The 18,190-nt window shown below is 63.2% G+C and carries 12 protein-coding genes; 3 read left to right on the forward strand and 9 right to left on the reverse strand.

Annotated features, from left to right (window positions below; all coding sequences use genetic code 11):
• Positions 1-20 precede the first annotated feature (20 nt).
• Genes ADBZ9O_RS02530 through ADBZ9O_RS02540 form a run of 3 tightly spaced genes read right to left on the reverse strand, consistent with a single transcriptional unit; the run spans position 21 to position 8,136 of the window.
• Entirely contained in the window at positions 21-857 is an 837-nt protein-coding gene (locus ADBZ9O_RS02530) for an ATP-binding cassette domain-containing protein (protein WP_526528094.1), read from the reverse strand.
• Complete coding sequence (locus ADBZ9O_RS02535; protein WP_526528096.1) at positions 854-6,364, reverse strand: type I polyketide synthase; 5,511 nt, start codon at positions 6,362-6,364, stop codon at positions 854-856. Before ADBZ9O_RS02535 ends, ADBZ9O_RS02530 begins: the two co-directional genes overlap by 4 nt.
• Positions 6,365-6,366: 2 nt before the next feature.
• Positions 6,367-8,136, reverse strand: a complete 1,770-nt coding sequence (locus ADBZ9O_RS02540; RefSeq protein WP_526528099.1) for an NAD(P)/FAD-dependent oxidoreductase — start codon at positions 8,134-8,136, stop codon at positions 6,367-6,369.
• A gap of 432 nt (positions 8,137-8,568) precedes the next feature.
• Here ADBZ9O_RS02540 and ADBZ9O_RS02545 point away from each other — a divergent pair, with 432 nt between their 5' ends.
• The gene (locus ADBZ9O_RS02545; RefSeq protein WP_526528101.1) at positions 8,569-9,363 is read left to right on the forward strand and encodes a cutinase family protein; all 795 of its coding nucleotides are present in this window, start codon (positions 8,569-8,571) and stop codon (positions 9,361-9,363) included.
• 58 nt (positions 9,364-9,421) lie between these two features.
• Here the strand turns inward: ADBZ9O_RS02545 and ADBZ9O_RS02550 are convergent, their stop codons facing one another.
• Both ADBZ9O_RS02550 and ADBZ9O_RS02555 read right to left on the reverse strand, forming a co-directional pair.
• On the reverse strand, positions 9,422-9,859 hold the full coding sequence (locus ADBZ9O_RS02550; RefSeq protein WP_526528103.1) for a hypothetical protein: 438 nt from the start codon (positions 9,857-9,859) through the stop codon (positions 9,422-9,424).
• A 77-nt stretch (positions 9,860-9,936) separates the two neighbouring features.
• Complete coding sequence (locus ADBZ9O_RS02555; protein ID WP_526528105.1) at positions 9,937-10,578, reverse strand: flavin reductase family protein; 642 nt, start codon at positions 10,576-10,578, stop codon at positions 9,937-9,939.
• A 109-nt stretch (positions 10,579-10,687) separates the two neighbouring features.
• Here ADBZ9O_RS02555 and ADBZ9O_RS02560 point away from each other — a divergent pair, with 109 nt between their 5' ends.
• Both ADBZ9O_RS02560 and ADBZ9O_RS02565 read left to right on the forward strand, forming a co-directional pair.
• Entirely contained in the window at positions 10,688-11,644 is a 957-nt protein-coding gene (locus ADBZ9O_RS02560) for a hypothetical protein (protein ID WP_526528107.1), read from the forward strand.
• A gap of 352 nt (positions 11,645-11,996) precedes the next feature.
• Positions 11,997-12,746, forward strand: coding sequence for a MerR family transcriptional regulator (locus tag ADBZ9O_RS02565; RefSeq protein ID WP_526528109.1), 750 nt, complete (start codon positions 11,997-11,999; stop codon positions 12,744-12,746).
• On the opposite strand, the gene ADBZ9O_RS02570 is transcribed toward ADBZ9O_RS02565, so the two are convergent.
• The 4 genes from ADBZ9O_RS02570 to ADBZ9O_RS02585 all read right to left on the reverse strand — a co-directional run bounded on the left by ADBZ9O_RS02570 (position 12,735) and on the right by ADBZ9O_RS02585 (position 18,171).
• On the reverse strand, positions 12,735-14,993 hold the full coding sequence (locus tag ADBZ9O_RS02570; RefSeq protein ID WP_526528111.1) for a S9 family peptidase: 2,259 nt from the start codon (positions 14,991-14,993) through the stop codon (positions 12,735-12,737). The two genes, ADBZ9O_RS02565 and ADBZ9O_RS02570, sit on opposite strands and share 12 nt — an antisense overlap.
• Positions 14,994-15,147: 154 nt before the next feature.
• Positions 15,148-15,660 carry a hypothetical protein gene (locus tag ADBZ9O_RS02575; protein WP_526528113.1) on the reverse strand — a complete coding sequence of 171 codons (513 nt, stop codon included), beginning with the start codon at positions 15,658-15,660 and terminating at the stop codon, positions 15,148-15,150.
• Between the two features lie 47 nt (positions 15,661-15,707).
• Positions 15,708-16,853: an LLM class flavin-dependent oxidoreductase gene (locus tag ADBZ9O_RS02580; RefSeq protein WP_526528115.1), complete on the reverse strand. Its 1,146-nt coding sequence runs from the start codon at positions 16,851-16,853 to the stop codon at positions 15,708-15,710.
• An 82-nt stretch (positions 16,854-16,935) separates the two neighbouring features.
• Positions 16,936-18,171: a cytochrome P450 gene (locus ADBZ9O_RS02585; RefSeq protein WP_526528117.1), complete on the reverse strand. Its 1,236-nt coding sequence runs from the start codon at positions 18,169-18,171 to the stop codon at positions 16,936-16,938.
• Positions 18,172-18,190 lie beyond the last annotated feature (19 nt).

Consider the following 18,190-nt stretch of genomic DNA (forward strand, 5'->3'; position numbering starts at 1 on the left):
ATCCGTAGAGCCGATCGCCATCACGCCAGCCCGATCAAGTGCAGATAGGCGTCTTCCAGCGTGGGGCGTGTGACGGTGAGCGCCGCCAGCTCCGCACCATTGGCCGACCGCTGCCGGATCAGTTCGGTCGGGCGGTCGGTCTGTTCCACATGGAGCTGGTCCCCTTCCATCCAGCGCACCGTCGCGGCCGTGTCCACGTGTGCAGTCAATCGTGCCGGCGAATCCACTGCGGCAAGCCGCCCCGCGGCAATCACCGCGACGCGGTCGGCCAGCGCGGCGGCCTCTTCCAAGTAGTGAGTGGTGAGCACGATGGTGGTCCCGTCGTCTGCCAACACCCTGATGAGATCCCAGAACTGCCGCCGCGCTTCGGGATCGAAGCCCGTTGTGGGTTCGTCCAGGAACAGCAGTTCGGGCTTGGCGATGATGCCCAGGGCGACGTCGAGGCGGCGGCGCTGTCCCCCGGAAAGCGTCCTTACCCTCGCACCAGAACTCGAGGCGAGTCCGACGAGTTCCAGAAGCTCCTCGGGGCCGCGGGCATCGCCGTAGCACTTGGCGAACATGCGAGCGGTTTCCAGCACCGTGAGCATCCCGAAGTCACTGGATTCCTGAAGCACAATGCCGATCCTGGCGCGCCAACTCCGTCCCGCAGTCCCAGGATCCTCGCCCAGGACTTGCACCTGCCCGGCATCGCGTCGACGGTGGCCCTCCAAAATCTCGATGGTCGTCGACTTACCCGCCCCGTTCGGACCGAGGATCGCGAAGATCTCCCCGTAGCTGACATCGAGATCCAGGTCCCGGACGGCGTGCAATTGACCATAGGACTTCGACAACCCACGCACACTGACGGCGGATGTCACGAATGAGCCTCTCCCGCTTGCGGTTCAGCCTCCGCCTCCAGCTCAGCCAGCAATTCTCGCAGATCGGCTTCGGACAACTCGTCCATCAGCCGGTCGACGTCCCCATCCACGACCGACGCTGTCGACGGCGGTAATTCGTCGGCCGCTGCCGGCACCTCACCATGAATCACGTGGAGTTCCGCGAGTACGCGCTCAGCCAAAGAGTTGACGCTGACCCCTCTGAGGATCTCCAGGACGGGGAGGTCGATCGAGAACACCATGTTGATCCTGACTCGGAAGTCCATCGCCATCATCGAATCCAGCCCGATGTCCTCCAACATGTCGTCTGACTCGAAGTCGTCGACGGCGCAGTCGAAGACCGCGGCGACGATGCTTCTCACCTGATCGGCGATCACCGCCGGCCTGTCAGCTTCTGGGGTGGCCACCAAAATGGCGAGAATCGAGCCGTCGGAATCCGCGTCAGCGTTCGCTGTTTCGGATTTTCCGAGATCCGAGAACATCGGCGGTAACCGTCCGTTGAAACCGGCCTGGCGGGCTCGATTCCAATCGGCGGTGATCGCGACCACGCTCGGCGTCTTCTGGTTGATGAGTCTGTCGAGAATTCGGGCACCCACCGCGGGCGTGATCAACTCGATGCCCCGCTGCGCATAGATCTTCTCCAACTTGAGCTCTTCGACCATTCCCACCGACCACGGTCCCCAGCCGATAGTCAGCGCCGGGAGTCCCTGCGCCACACGGTGATGCGCGAAGGCATCGAGGAAGGCGTTGGCGGCGGCATAGTTGCCTTGGCCAGGGGACGCGATGGTAGACCCGGCCGATCCGAACATGACGAAGAACTCGAGATCGTGATCCTTGAAGGCCTCGTGCAGTACCCGGGTGCCGATCACCTTGGGTGCCATCACCGTGGCGAAGTCGTCTTCCGCCATGTTGACCAAGAGTTGGTCATTGACCGACCCTGCGGCGTGGATGACGCCGCGGACCGGCCTGCCACCCTCACGCATGTGATTGTGCAGCCAGCCAGACACCTGCTGGGCATCGGCGACATCGACGCTGGCGGTGACGACCTGGACACCGAGACGTTCGATCGCCCGGATCGTTGTGACGGTCGCGAAATGGGGGTCGTCTGCGGTCAGTGCCGGCCAATCACGTCGCGACGGGATGGCGCTTCGGCCCAGCAACGTGATGTGCCGCGCTCCACGCTCGGCAAGGTAGGTGGCGACCACGCGACCGAGCGCTCCTGCACCGCCAGTGACGACGTAGGTCGCATCGGTGCTGAGCTTGGTGGGGAAGGGTTTCGTCAGACCTTCGCACGGGCGCAGTCGCGGGACGTAAGTCGCACATCCGCGGATCGCGATCTGATCTTCAGACCCGCCACCGAGAAGGTGATCGCACATCCGGGCGACCATTGCCTCGCGCTCCGAGGCAGAAATGAGGTCCCCATCGATATCGATTAAGCCGCCCCAGTATTCGGAGAATTCCTGGTGACCGATGACTCGCCCGAGCCCCCAGAGCGCAGCCTGGTCCACCGCGCGCACCGGGGTGCCGGGTGTCGGTTGCGCGTTGGCGGTGACCAAGAACAACCGTGATGTGACGGTGTCATGCTCGGCCAGACCTTTGACCAGGCGGAGTGTGCTGAACACGCCTAGCTGATAATTCTCGTCAGCTGATCGGTCACTGGAGATATCGAGCGGCCAGCAGTTCACGATGCCGTCGAGGTCACCCATTGCGCCAAGCTCTTCGAACAGTTCGCTGACCTGCTCAGCGTGTCCGGCGCGATGGTCGACCGTGCGGACGCCGTGGCCGCGCCGTCGTAGCTCCTCGGCGACAGCCGCGCCCACACCAGAGCCGTCCGCGAGAACGAGCCAGGATGAACCGGCCGCGCCGCTGTCCCGGTCGTCGCACGACTCGCTATCTGCGGCGATCCACTGAATGTCGAACAGTCCCTTGTCGATACGCTCAGATGACATTCGCGACGAGGCACTCAGCGACTGCACCGCGAAGCCGTCAAAAACGGCGAGCGGTTTACCTGCGTGGTCGGTGATGGTGATATCGCATTCGACCTCGGCCCGCGTCGCCGACAGCACGCGAACGTGCACCCTCATGTGCTCTTCGGGCGGACCGTAGACCGCGCAATGTCGTATCCGCGTCGGGAGGAAGGGTTCCTGGCCGGTGTCCTGCCCGAGAAACGGTGCACCGAAAAGTGTTTGGAATGCGCCGTCAACGAGCGCGGGATGAAACCGGAACTGATCCAGGTCGGCGACGATCGCAGATGGAACGGCGATCTCGGCGACGGCCCAGTCCTCCCCCGCGGTCACGCTTCGTATACACCGGAATGCGTCGCCGTAATCGAACCCTATTGCCTGGGTGCGAAAGTAGAAGTCATCGGCGCCGATCGAGATGTCCGACTCGGCGGCATCCGGCAGATCATGGGGGCACGGTGCGGGCGGAAGGATATTGAGCTCGGCGGTCGCGGTGATCATCCATCGGGAATCCCCATCCGCGGTGACAATGAAGGCCGCGAACTCCAGCGTGCCGTCGTCCTCGTTCAGTGTTGTCCTGAGGATGGGGTCACAGGCCTCGTCGAGAATCACCGCGCGGTGCAGTACCAGATTGTCCACACCGAGGTTCGACCCGTAGATGGCATTCGACGCTGCCAGGGCCATCTCCACGTAGACCGCACCGGGCACGACGATGCTGCCCTGCACGCGGTGATCGGCGAGGAACTCGTTGAAGACCAGGCTCAATTCGGCCTCCCACGTGGGATGCAGTGCGGCCACCGGTTGCCCCAGAAGGGGATGCACGGGTCGGTAGAACAGTGCTTCCGCTGCCTCGTCGGTGTCGTTCCAGAAGCGTTTCGTCTGCCACGGGTAGGAGGGCAGCTTGAGGAGTCGACCACCGTCGTCGGAATTCACGCTGTTCCAGGCGATCTGATGACCTGTGCAATGCAGTGCGCCAATGCAGTTGAGTAGCTCACGGGTGTCATCGTGGCCTCTACGCTGCGTCGCCATCACCGAGACCCGTTGTTGGCCGGCAATTTCAAAGATCGACCCAGCCAGTACCGGATGTGGACCCAGTTCAACGAAGTGGGTGTAGCCGTCTTCCAACATTCGTCGGATGGCCGGTTCGAAAAGGACGGTGGCGCGCGTGTTCTGCCACCAGTACGCGGCACCAGCGTGGTAACGCTCCAACTGTTCACCGGTGACCGTCGAATACAGCGGCAGGGCAGCGGCTTTCGATGACAGCCCGTCGAAGGCGGTGAAGAGATCAGCCTTCACCGCATCCATGTAGTGCGTGTGATAGGGCACTTTCACGGAGAGGTAGCGGTTGAAGATCCCCGCCTCGTCCAACTGACGGGCCACATCGTCGAGGACATCGCCATCGCCGGCAACGGTCACCGCGGACGGGCTGTTGATCGCCGCTATCGATATTCGCTGTCCGAACTCCTCTAGCGCCGGCCCGTCAAGGGTTCGCATCAATGTGTCGGCATCGAGGCCGACGGCCAGCATCCGGCCTTGCCCGCTGGTGCGTTGCTGCAGCCGGCTGCGATGGTAGATCACCTCGATCGCCTGCTCGAAGGTCAGCACCCCGGCCAGGTGATGGGCAGCCACTTCGCCTGCGCTGTGGCCGATTACAGCATCTGGAGTGATCCCGAACTGTGCGAGCTGTTCGGCGAGCGCGACCTGGATGGCGAAGTTGGCCGGTTGGGCGAACTCGGTCTCAGCCATCCGCGAACTGGTCTCGTCACGGCGGAGCTCATCGATGAGAGACCAGTCGGTGTAACGGGACAGTTCCCGATCGCTGCGCAGGATGCTGTCGGTAAAAGTCGGAAAGATATCGAGGAGCCCCCGACACATCTGCCACCACTGCGGGCCCATCCCCGTGCAGACGAATGCCAATTTCGGCGTGCTGGAATCCGTGCGGCCGGAGGAGATCTGGCCCCCGTCGGCGAGAGCCTGAAGTTGTTCTCGTGCACCGGCGGTGCTGTCGGCGATCACGACGTGACGATGATTCAGATGGGAGCGCCGTCGGCCGAGTGTGTAACCCAGATCCCCGAGAGTGATGTCAGGATTGATGGCCAGATGCTCGGCCAGCCGCCCTGCCGACGCGACCAGCGCCTCCTCGCTGCGAGCCGAGATCGGCAGAACGGTCGGGCGCGCCCGCACCGAAGGATCGGCCGCGGGCGAGCTGCCCGGGTCAGGCGGCTCTGCAAGCACGGCATGGGCGTTGGTGCCACCAAACCCGAACGAGTTCACCCCGACGATGCGGCGCTGGCAGTCGGGGAACGCCCGACCAGTTCGCGGAACGTCGATCTTGAGTTCGGCGAGAGATACGTGTCGAGTCGGCGTGTGGAGATGCAGATTGGCTGGGATGAACCCGTGCCTGGCCACCAACGCGGCCTTGATCAGGCCGGCCACGCCTGCGCCGGCCTCAAGATGGCCGATGTTGGTCTTCACCGACCCGATCAGAAGGGGATCCGTCGCGGCCCGGTCCAACGTCAGCGCACCCGAGAGTGCCCGCATCTCAATAGGATCGCCCAGGGGCGTTCCGGTGCCGTGCGCCTCCACGTACCCGACCTCGGTCGGCTGGACACTCGCGCGGCGCAGCGCAGCTCTGATGGCGGACTCTTGCGCCTCTTGGCGAGGTACGGTGATGCCTTCGGTGTGTCCATCCTGCGACACGGCGGTGCCGAGAATCTGTGCGTAGATGTCATCACCGTCAGCGATCGCCCGCTGCAGCGGCTTGATGACAACGATCGCACCGCCCTCTCCCCGGGCGTAACCGTCTGCGGAGTCGTCGAAGGCCTTGGACCGGCCTTCGGGGCTGAGGAATCCACTTTTGGACTCTGCGATCGCGGTATTGGGTCCGATCATGATGTTGACGCCGCCGGCCAGGGCCAGATCGCACTCGCCGTTCCAGATACTCTGCGCTGCAAGGTGTACCGCGACGAGTGAGCCCGAGCACGCCGTGTCCACCGTCATGCTGGGACCGCGGAAATCGAAAGCATGCGAGATCCGGTTCGCCAGCATCGTCATCATCATCCCGGTCGCGGAATGCGACTTGAAACGGTAGCGGCTCGTGCGACCGAGATTCTGCAGCAATTGATAGTCGAGAGTGAACCCGCCGATGAACACACCGACGTCGGTGCCGGCCAGGTCGTCGGCGGGGATTCCGCCGTCTTCGAGCGCCTCCCACGTGGCCTGCAGCAGGAGTCGCTGCTGAGGATCCAGTGAGTGCGCCTCGCGTGGCGACATACCGAAGAACTGGGGATCGAACTGGTCGATCTCGCGCAGGAATCCACCACGCCTGGTGACAATCTTGCCGACCTTTGCCGGATTCGAGTCGTGGTATCGCACTGCATTCCAACGTGTTTCGGGGACATCGCAGGTCGCGTCGGTTTCGCTGCAGAGCAGGTTCCAGAGGCTTTCGGCGGAGTCTGCACCGCCGGGAAGGCGGCACCCGATCCCGACGATTGCCAACGGCTCATGAGCGCCGTGTTTTGTGATCATGCTCAACTCGTCTGAAGCACCGGTGAACTGGCGACGATCCAGTCGCTGCTGACTGGATTGCTGGCCTGTTCCTTGCGGTAGACCGATCGCAGCTCATGCAGAAGCGAATCTCGTTGCCATGCCTGAACTTGTCGCATGGCATCGTCGTCGCCGAACATCGCCGATTTTTCCGCGAGTACGGTCTCGATCAGCTGTCCCGCCAGCTGACGCAGCAGCCGGGCATTCGCCTCGAATTGGTCGGTGAAGTTCGGACTGGTTCCCATCATCGCGGTGTGCAGCGCCACCATGAAGTTCAACGGGGCATAGAGGTCGACAAACGGGACAGACGCGGTGCCGGTCTCCACGGCGGCCCACTCGCGAAAGAACCGTTGCACACGATTACTCAGCGCAATAAGTCCTTCGAGATAGGGGACGATGCTGGGATCGTCGGCGACGCTGACGAACCGGCCGTTCATATAGAGCAGACCGACGAACCCCCAGTAGAACGCGACGTCCCAGATGATCTTCGCCGACATGACCGTCGGCGTACCCATGAGCGTGTACTGATCCTGATAGATAGCCAGCCACATCTCGGTGAGCGACCGAAAGAGGGAGTCGCTGATCTGGGCTCGCCCAACGACATCCGCGCCGTCCAGCTCGCGGACGATCATGTCGGTGATCAGTCCGTTTCCGATCGCGACGAGATCGAGACCCGATGAGTACAACGGATCCAGGAACACACCTGCGTCGCCGGTCAGGCACCATCGGCTCTGGCCGTCGAAGATCTTTGCCACCCCGTGGCTGTACTTCTTCATGACCCGGAAATCCCTGATCAAGTGCTCGTTCTTCGCGATCACTCCAGCGCACTGGGGCTCGTGATCTCCAAGCCACGCCCTGGCCTTGTCCAGGGTGTTGAACTCGTCGAAGCTGTGGAACTCTGGGTCGGCGACGATACCGACGCTGGTGGCACCGGATGCGAGTCGGATCAGCCAGACCCAATATCCTTCGCCCATAAGATGATTCGTGGACATCGCCCGGTCGCCCTCGACGAGGCGGGCCTGCCAGACCGGATCGTCGCTCCATTTGCCGACGTCAATCTCGGTGGCGACACGAAACCATGCGGCGTTGCATTTGTGCTGGTTCGTCTGGTTGAGATCCAACTGTCGGGGCAGCATCCGGTTTCGGCCCGACGCATCGACCACCCACCGCGCTGTGGTCTGCGTGATGACGGAACCATCTTGAACGGTGATCGTGTGCGGACGCTCTCCGGAGCCGAAATCCACTGATCGCACTCGGCCACGAGTGATCTCTACACCCTCGGCCAGGCAGCGCCGATGGAGTTCGTTCTCCAACCTGCCACGGTCTATTTGGTAGGTCACCTGGGGGACGAACGAGAAGCTTCCGAGTTCCATCCGTTGCGCGATATCGGTGTTCTTCTCGTGGGAGAAGAACATCCGCAGACCCATCTTGCGGATGTGGGCGGTGCTCAGGTGATCGCCCAAGCCCAGGCGGTCGCGTAAGTAATGCGCTGACACCTCGACGGTGGACTCACCGACGGTGTGGGTGATCTCCGGCACCGGGTGGGCATTGGGCTCGATCACCAGAATCCGCGTGGTCGGGCGCTCGCGACGAATCTCCAGCGCCAGGGTGAGGGCCGCGACGCCGCCTCCGATGATGCCCAGGTCATGGGCTGTTTCCCGCTGGTCGATATGCGAGAGTCGCGATCTGATGCGTTGAGCGAGAACCTCTCGTGCATCCTGACTCAACTGCGACAGCTGCACGCGCTCGTCCACGCATCCCCTCCCTGGAGTATCAGCGACCCAAGTACCCAGACGTCCGATCGTCAAACAGCCTGCGGGTTTGAGTGTCCGAGGCAGGTCAGACCACGCACACGCTCAACCGTCAGACCACACGTCACGAACCAGCGAATCACATTCGGGGGGCAGGGACAGCGGGCAAGTGATTACCGATTCCTGACGTCCCCGTCAAGACTGGAACAGAACCGATGGCGCCAGCTGTGGCGCCGTGATCGCCCGGGGCCCGCTTTGCGGGCCTTCTGGAACGCCGTGCGGGCCGCTGAGCATCCCGCGATTGGTATTCGCCTCGGGTGACATACATCACTTGACAATGCCGGAATCCCAGCTCACAGGTACCGACTTGTAGCAAGCAGTTGCCACCTCTACGCAGAAGCGATGGCAGACAGCTTGGAGAACGGGGACCCCCTCATGAACACATCGCAGCCGACCCGCACGGGCGGAAAAGCCGGGAAGGCCGCGCAGTCGGCCGTCTTCTCCGCTCTCGCTTTCGCTGCGGTCGCCACCGGCCTCGTCGCCGGGCCCGCCGCAACGGCCAACGCCGCCGACGACTCGTGCGCCAACGTCGAAGTGGTTTTCGCCCGCGGCACATTCGAAGGACCTGGTGTGGGCGCCACCGGACAGGCGTTCGTCGACGCCCTCAGCGCGCGTCTGCCGGGAACGACCGTCAACACCTACGGGGTCAACTACCCCGCATCACTTGATTTCGGTCAGGCCGTCGACGGAGTCGCGGACGCGAGCAACAGGATTCAGTCGATCGCGAACCAATGCCCGTCGACCAAGATTGTCCTCGGCGGATACTCGCAGGGTGCGGCAGTCGCCGGCTACACCACCAGCAGTGTGGTGCCGGCCGGGGTGATCCTGCCCGCCGGGCTGTCGGGCCCATTGCCCGCTTCAGTCGCTTCTCACGTGGCTGCTGTGGCCTTGTTCGGCACTCCCGATCCCTGGTTCCTTGGCCTGGCAGACCGCAGCGCTCCGCCGATCACCATCGGCGACCCCTACGCAGCCAAGACCGTCCAGTTGTGCGCCACCGGTGACCCGGTCTGCTTCCCGGGCGGTCTGGACCGCTCCGCGCACAGCTCCTACAAGAGCAACGGGATGGCCGATCAGGCCGCCGACTTCGTCGTCGGCAAGCTCGGTGTTGCCGCCCCGGCCCCGATGGGGACCGTCGTGCAGGCCGCAGCCGAGGTCGCGCCCGCCAACTGATCACGTAGTCCGCGCATAACGCACCGGCGGCCTGTCCCGATGACAGGCAACCGGTGCGTTACGTCGTGATCCGCAGTTCGGCACCCGGGTGCGAGCTGAGCGTCACGACGACGGTGCCGCTACCGGTGTTGAAGGTGGTGTTGGCGTAACCGATGAAACCGTAGTGTCCGTCGATCGTCGATACCGCGGTGATCTCGTGACTTCCCGAGGCGCCGGTGTCGAGATTTGCCCAGTCGGCGGTGACGGTGAGCGAACAGGAGCCGTCGTAGATGCCGGCGTCGTAGCGGATCGCGACGCGGACACCGTTGTCGACATGATCGTCGATCTGCACCGGCGTCACCTGAGCCTCGGCGCTCACCGTCCCGCCGCAGGTCGGGGACGCCACGACTGGCACCGGATCGAGCTGCGCGTAGGCGTCGGCCTGCGCCGTCGCCACCCATAACCAGGGCGCAGTCAACGCGACGGCCACTGCGCCGGCAACGCGGAGCGAAGTCATGCCTGGGCTATCGATGTACAACACGACATTGTTAGCGCACGACCGATCGGAGGACCTGGCTCGAGCATTGGCCTTGGTCAATCGCGGTAGTCCTCTTCGTCGATGGTGGCGAGCGCCGACGGGTGCAACCTGGTGGGCTGCAGACCGTAGTAGTGCTGAAAAGACATGATCAACGGTCGCCATCGGTCCGGGTCTATTCGGGTAGGACTGCCCGCCATAAGGATCTCGGGGTGCGCGTGCACCCGCAGGACGCGCACCTCGACGATCGGCAATCGCGACGAGTCATCCTGCATCGCATCGACGACGCACTCCATCCCCACCGGACACTCGGCAACTCGTGGCGGTCCGACGAAATCCGAGGGCACCGCAGTCACGTCAGCGTGGGCGAACTTATCCGCGACATGTCGGTAGCCGCGATCTGACTTGTACTGCGGCACTGAGCTATTGCCGGTCGTCAACGCCAGTCGATTTACCAACGAAACCACAGCAGCTGACGGTAGAGCGAGCACCACCTCGCGTTCCCGGTCCATGTTCACCCATGACTGCGATGCGCGGCTGACGCCGAGCGTCGCTTGATGACCCAACCAGAACACCGACGAGATCGGCGCAAGGTTCGCAGTGCCGTCGATATTTCTGGTGCTGAGTAGCACGACCGGAGTACCGAAATACAAGATTGCCGGGTCGATCTGAACATGGGGCGTCCGGAGTGAAGTCGTCATATCGGGTAGACGTCTGCGACAGCCCGTTTGTGAGATTGCGTGCTAGCTGGCACCCGAGCTGATCGAGAGCCGGACGCGATCTGTCGGTGTGCAAAGACACACTGAACCCATGTCGACAGGATTACTCGATGACTTCACGGACTGGCTTGACGGGAAGGAGATGCACGACGCGGAAGATGTCACAGAGTTGGTGATCTATGCAGATACGTTTCTGCGGTGGCGATCCGACGCGCCGCTGGAATCGCTCAGTGAAGACGACATCATTACCTTCTTGCTCGATTGGTGTCCACACCACCTCGCACTGACTGCCGAGATGGCCGGCGAGGTGTGTGCAGCGACAGTGGAATTCACTTACTTTCTCGGTTGCACAGGACGCCTGAACGGTGGCCGAGAGCGAGGCAGGTTACTCGCGAGGCGGGCAAACACCCTCAAAAACGCCATGCGTGTTGCCATCGCCGGCCAAACGGACTGCCGCGCGACGGCGGCTGACGCCGGACCTGCGGCTGACCTCTCCGAGATGGATGTGGACGCGATGGCCTCCGTCGTGCTTTTCGCACCAGTGGAAGAACGTTCGTCGTTACTCGCCGCGTGGCGGCCCGCTCTGTCGGCACCAGAACGGGCGGGGATCATCGCAGCTTCGGTCACTGCGTCAACCGATGCTCGGACCCGCCTCGTCGGGCTCGTCCTGCTCGGCCTGTTCGATACTGACGTGGCCGAGCCGTACATGCGACAACTGCTCGATACCGACGCGGCCGGGCACGCCGCGGTCTGGCTGCTCGATCACGGGCTCGCCGACCGAGACACCGTCGGCGTGTTCATCACCCCTGCCATCATGGTCGACATTCTGTCCCAATTGATCGACCATCCGGATGTGCTGTGTGAACAGTTTCTCGATGGTCACGACCCCCGGGTCATGCTGGACTTTTTCTCGCACCATCGGGCACCCGAGACAGCGCCTGTGCTGGACGCATTGGGGCGCCACCTTCCGGACCCGGTGCTGGCCAAGCAGGCTCGAAGATGCGCGACAACACACCGGATTTGGATGACCGACGGAAATCGGTCGTGAACGGCACAGCCTCAGGGCCAATGTCTTGGTTCCGCCAGCGCCGGTGAAGCGGCGGCTTTGGTGTCCTGCCATGGCGCATTTCGTCATCGATCCGGGCTCGGTCGCTGGGCATCGGCGTCTCAGTGCAGTTCCATCACCGAGGTTGCACACGAGGTGGACTATTTGGATAGCACTGATATCGGGCGGTGAGGCGTGTGGGCGACGTGCTGATTCGGGGGTTGTCCGAGGCGGCGGTGGCGCGTATCGACGCCGACGCGACCGCACGCGGGCTCTCCCGCCAGGAGTACCTGCGCCAGCGAACCTGGACGTTGCGGCATAGTCAAGTGCTTCCGAAGAGGAACACAATGGGGGCGTGGCATGGAGCACCCGTGAGATCGCCGAGCTCGCAGGCACCAGCCTGCGGGCAGTACGGCACTACCACCAGGTCGGCTTGCTCGCCGAGCCTGAACGAAGCAGCAACAACTACAAGCAGTATGGCGTCGCCCATCTCGTCCGGTTGGTGCGAATCAAACGACTCACCGACCTCGGCTTCTCACTCCCCCAGATCGCCGAGATGGGGGACACCGCTGATCACCCGGAGCAGGCGCTGCGGGATCTTGACGCCGAACTCGAGGCCACCATCAACCGACTGCAGGCTGCACGCGCCGAGTTGGGACTCATCCTGGACAGCGCCGCACCGACCGACCTGCCGCCGAAGTTCGTTGCACCTGGCACCGCGGCCAAATTGTCTGATGCCGACCGATCCCTGGTCGTCGTCCTCACCCGCGTGCTGGGACCGCGCGGACTACAGGTTTACGCGGACCTTCTGGAGAACGCTCCCGACGAGCCCTCGGTTGCCGTCTTCGACGACATCACCGACGACACCGACGAGGCGACTCGGCAGGACATTGCCGAACGCATCGTGCCCTACATCAAAACGATCTATGCAGAGCACCCCGGTCTGCGCGACTCTCGTGCGGACGCCCCCGGCGGCGCGCGCTTCGTCGACGAGACCGTCGCCGAAGCGATGTCAGAGCTGTACAACACAGCCCAACTCGACATCCTTCGCCGGACGAGGGAGATCTTGCGCGATACCGAGCGCAGCGATGACTCAGCCCCCTAATGCCGGCATCGGTAACGGCGCGAGGCGATAGCTGGGTGGCTCGGTGCCGTGCAGGTGACGGACGAAGTAGTCCCAGGTGCGCCGGAGAAAATAGTGTTGCCTGCCTACCAGGGCGTGTTCGGCGCCCGGAATGATGACCATGTCAAAGTCTTTGTCCGCCTTGATGAGTGCGTCGACAAGCCGCATTGTTTGGTGAGTGTGCGCGTTATCATCGAGCTCCCCGTGAATGAGCAGTAGTTTTCCCTGCAGATTTCCGGCCAGGGTCACGTTGGAGATCGCCCGCTTGCCCTCCTCGCTGACGTCACCGTGGTAATGCTCGGCCCACATGGTCAGGTTCACCCCGTTGTCGTGGTTGCCAGACACCGCGACGGCTACCCCGTAAAACTCGGGGTACCTCAGCACAGCACGGGCTGCGGCGAAACCGCCTGCGGATTGGCCGGTGATACCAACCCGCCCGGTGTCGAGCCAGGAATACCGATGGCCGAGCTCGCGGATCACGGCGACATGATCATCGAGGGCTCCGGCATTACCGAGGTCGCCGTAGGAGTGATCGTGAAAAGCCTTACTACGACCGGCAGTACCCCGGCCGTCTATCGCAACCGCTGCGAAGCCAAGGGCGGCATACGCTTCCGGCTCACCGAAGTGCATCTCGTTGAACGACGGACCGGCCCGGAAGTTCTGCGGTCCGGGGTAGATGTGCTCGATCACCGGATAGCTTTTCTGCGGGTCGAAGTTGTGTGGCCGCCACAGCAAGCCGTAGATCGGGGTCTTACCGTCGGCTGCGGTCGCACGGAACCGCTCGGGCGGGCTCCAGCCGAGCGCCTCCAGCTCTTCGGTACCGGGAGATTCGAGCTCGACAAGAACGTGCCCGTCGCCATCGAGCACCACCGATTGTGCCGGTCGGCTCGACGTGGAGGCCCGATCGACCAGGTAGCCACCCTGCGGCGGACTCACCGCGTCGTGATCGAGGCCGTCGTCGGTCAATCGAGTGAAGCCGGTGCCGTCGAGACCGATCCGGCAGATCTGGCGGACGTACGGATCGTCGTCCAGTCCGCCGGCGACGAACCACAGCTGCCGACGGTCTTCGTCGACCCACAGCAGGTTGCGTACCAGCCACTGCCCCACGGTGACCTGCGTGACCTGCTGCGCGTCGGCTGAGTACAGGTAGAGGTGACCCCACCCGTCGCGCTGCGACCACCACAGAATCTCGCCGGACTCCAGTACCCGCACCATCAGCGGGTCACCCAGTTGCGGAGTGGGGTCGACGCGGGTTTCACCGGTCTCGCTGATCAGCGTGGCGGTGATGCCCGTGGCCGGGTCGAGGCGGCGTAGCTCCAGCGTTCGAGCATCACGCGACTGACGCAGGAAGTGCACCGCCTCGCCTGACTTTCCCGTCCACCACGCGTAGACAATGGCGGTCGGGTGCGTGATCGTCGTCGGCTCGTCCTGCTGTCGGACAACGGTGCAGTCCCGTACGTCCAGGATGGTCCACGACATGGTGGCCTGCGCCTCTTCCCCGGGCATCGGGTAGCGGGTGCGGTGCTCCACCGGACGGCCACCGTCGCGGGGGGCGGACTCGATCAGAACCAGTTCGGGCAGGTCGCGTTGGTCGATGCGCTGCACCAGGATTCGGGTCGAGTCCGGTGACCACGACACGTGGAACAGCGGTGGCAGACCGAGTAGGCGCATCAGCGACCCCATACTGCTGGCACCAGGCAGTCCGCCGTAGTCGAAGTCCGGTTCCGCATCGTCGGTGAGCGCGAACTCCTGCTCGCGGTCGGCTGAACGCACCCAGATGTTGCCGTCGCGGCGAAAAGCCACCCATGACTTGTCCGGGGAGGCCACCTCCCCGAATGGCGACGGTTGGTCGCCATCGACCTGGACGCACGTGCCCGCGCCTTCTGACCATTCCCACCGTGACTCGAATGCGGTGAACCGTACGGAGTCGCCGACCTCAACTGCGGTGATCGGTAGATCCCCCGCGCTCACTGCGTGGTGAGACGCGACGGACAAGGCGGCGGCCAACCAGTCGTGGTCGAAGGCGTCGCGGCGGGTGCCGTCATCAGGATCCACGACGACGAAGCGGCCGCCCACCTGATACCAGAAGCGCTTTCCCTCCGGGAACCATTGGGGTTGAACTGAACTTCCAGGTATCCGTCGTGCCCGGTACGGGGCGAGCATCTGCTCGGCCCGCGCATAGTCGGAATCCGTCAGGTGAACGGCGGCCTGTGTCGACTCGGATGGCATCACAACCTCAGGGAACACCCTGACGTCGCGGCATAGTCAAGCGATTGACCGCCCGCAATTCACTCGCCTGTGTGGCGCTACTCGCCAACGGTTGCGAGGCACAGGTCAGGGGCGAGCCGCCAACGGCGGGGAACATCCCGCCCAGCCGGCGGCGTCATTGGACGGGCTCGACGCCCGCGTCGGTCAGGTAACCGCCGACGCGGCCATGGCCGCCGCCGGATGCGCCGAAGACCCAGAGGGTCTCGGTTAGGCTCGGCTGGATGGGTGACGGTACCGTCGTCGCGCGAAGCGCATGCGACTTGAAGATTGCTCCCGCTGTACTACAACGGTATTCGGTCAAACAGTCCCGCTCCAGCAGTTCGGGCGGACATGAGTCACCCCACATGTACACGGTGGTCTCACCATGGTTCACAGCCCGTGCAACCAGGGTACGAAGGCGTGAATTCCGGAGGTACAGGACAGCTGATACCAGGAGTACGTCTGGATGCGAGTCGGCGAATTGCCGTTCAACCAAAGCTGTTTCGAGATCTACGACCCGTACGCCTAGTATGGCGGCCGGTCGTAGTTCGGCATCGGGTTGTTCGACCAGAGCTGTAACGTCCCAGCCCGCGATCGCATGGTCGAAGACCCAACTTCCGATCAAAGACACGAACTCGGCGATCGACACAGCGGCGATGGCGATGCTGTAACGCTGCGACCGCGCCCGCGGATCTGTCATAGCCGCTTGAGGCCCTTGATGGCTTTGGTGAAGGATGTCGTGGTCGTCAAGCTCTTCCGCAGACTGGGCTGAACTGCGCCGGCGTTTCCCAGCACCGCATAGCGTAAGCCGTTGTCACGCCACTCGGCGAACTGCTCAACGATCTCATCGGGTGTTCCCACGGCAAAGGATTCCTCGATGAGAGAGCGCGGAACCTGCGCCGCGTAACTCAATGCACTCTGTTCATCAATCGTCTGTGGCACAAGGTCCTGAAAGCCGGTGAAGCCAGCCCCGAGGGGATGCTCGGCGCCGTGTCGCGCCCACGCTTCGGCCGGTGACGCGAGCATGAAAATTCGTGCGATGTCGGAGTTCACGATCTCATCGATCTCGGCCTGCGTACTCGCTGTGATGATGAATCGCACTGCCGCAGGGAGCAATGCGTCAGGGTCACGTCCGGCGTCAGAGGCTGCGGTCTGAACAGCGGCAAGCCGGTCGCCATAGTACTTCGGTTGAGTGATACCGGCCGGGAACCACCCGTCGGCATACCTTCCGGTGGCGCGTAGCATACGTGGGCCCGAAGAGGCCACCCAAATGGGCGGATACGCACCCTTATAGGGCGGCAGGGCGAAGATCGCATTGTGCAGGGGGAAGAACTCGGACTCCCGATTTATCGGCTCTCCGTTGGAGTTCCACAATGCGCGGATGGTCGCCAGCGCTTCTTCGAATCGAGCCACTGGTTTGGTCCAGTCAACCCCGTATGGCTCGTTGCCTTCGCGTTCACCTGTCCCTATCCCCAGGATGGCGCGTCCCCGGGTTAAGTGATGCAGCGTGGTAGCCGCTTGAGCGGTCACCGCGGGATTCCTTCGCCCGGTATCGGTTACCGCAATGCCGAGTCTTAGCCGTCGTGGTTTGTTGTGTGCAGCAAGGTAACCCAACATGGTCCACGGTTCGAGATTGGCATCGGTGCTAGGGACGAGCTTCGCCAGACCCACGTACTTCGGCTGCCACATCGAACGGGGCAGCATCCCGTTGAGGTGGTCGCCGACAAAAAACGCGTCCGCCCCCGCGGCTGCAGCGGAGAGAAAGTCCGCACGGACGAAAGGTGCTGCACCGTAGCGGGAATGGATGGTGTTGTGGACGAATCCGACGCGGAACCCGGTCACAAGGCTACCTCGATCTCGTTGTCGCAGTTTGTCGGTCGGCATCCGGCCAGCAGGTCACATCTCCCCCGGACCAACCCTTTCTTCACCACGTGACCGGCAACTCATATGCGCCGTAAGCAAGGCGGTCGTCCTTGAGTGAGACCTCGTCGAAGGGCACGGCCAATTGCAGCGTCGGCACCCGGCGGAACAGCGTGCTGAACACGATCTGCAATTCGAGCCGTGCCAATGACTGGCCGATGCACTGATGGCGTCCATAGCCAAATCCCATGTGAGCCAGGGCATTCTCCCGCTTGAGATCGAGTGTTCCGGGTTCGGTGAAGACGCTGGTGTCCCAATTGGCGGGGACGAGGTCGATGATGATGCCCTCCCCGGCGCGGATGACCTCCCCACCGATCTCGATGTCCGCAGAGGCCACCCGACGCTGGCCGTTCTGAATGATGCTGAGGTAGCGGACCAGCTCCTCGACGCCGACGGCGATGAGCTTCGGATCATCATTGTCTCGGAACAAAGCCAACTGGTCAGGGTGCTGCAGTAGCGCCAAGACGCCGAGGCTAATCATGTTGCCAGTGGTTTCGTGTCCGCCGATGAGCAGTGCGTTAGCCGCTTCTGCCGCCTCCTTGAGGGACAGCTCGCCGGCTTTGACCCGCTCACCGAGATCGGACACGGCGTCTTCAGCCGGCTCGTCCATCTTCTGCTCGACAAGCCGGATCAGGTACTTGAACAATCCCTTGGCGTTCTTCGCCGATTCCTCCGCGGTGGCAAATCGGGCCAGCCCGTTCGTCGCGGCTTCTTGAAAGAACTCCGCGTCCTCGTACGGCACGCCCAACAACTTGCTGATCACCAACGAGGGAATCGGCAGCGCCAGTGCCGTGACAATGTCGGCCGGTTGAGGCCCCGCCAGCATCGCGTCGACGTGCTCATCGGTGATCGCTTGGATAGAGGGTCGCAGTGTCTCTATTCGCTTGAATGTAAAGGGCTTGGCCATCATTCGACGAAACCGCGTGTGCTCCGCGCCGTCAGCGGTCACCATGTTCTTGGCCCGCTTCAACGCCAGCTGCGAGATCGCCTCATTCCAGTGCGGGAAGTTTGGCTGATGGTCGTCGACACTGACTCTCGGGTCAGCGAACAGCGCTCGAGCCTCCTGGTAGCCCGTCACCAACCATGGCGTCGTGCCATTCCAGATCCGTACCCGGTGCAAAGGTCTTTCCGCGTTGAGCTGCTGCAGCAGCGGCGGCGGATCGAACGGACAACCCGGTGCCCGCGTCATCGGGTATGTCGGCAGCTCGACGCTGCCAGCTGGGGTGAAGGTGTCGGTCATGGATCTCCTGGGTCGGCGG

The organism is Mycobacterium sp. (assembly GCF_965229105.1).
Lineage (GTDB): Bacteria > Actinomycetota > Actinomycetes > Mycobacteriales > Mycobacteriaceae > Mycobacterium.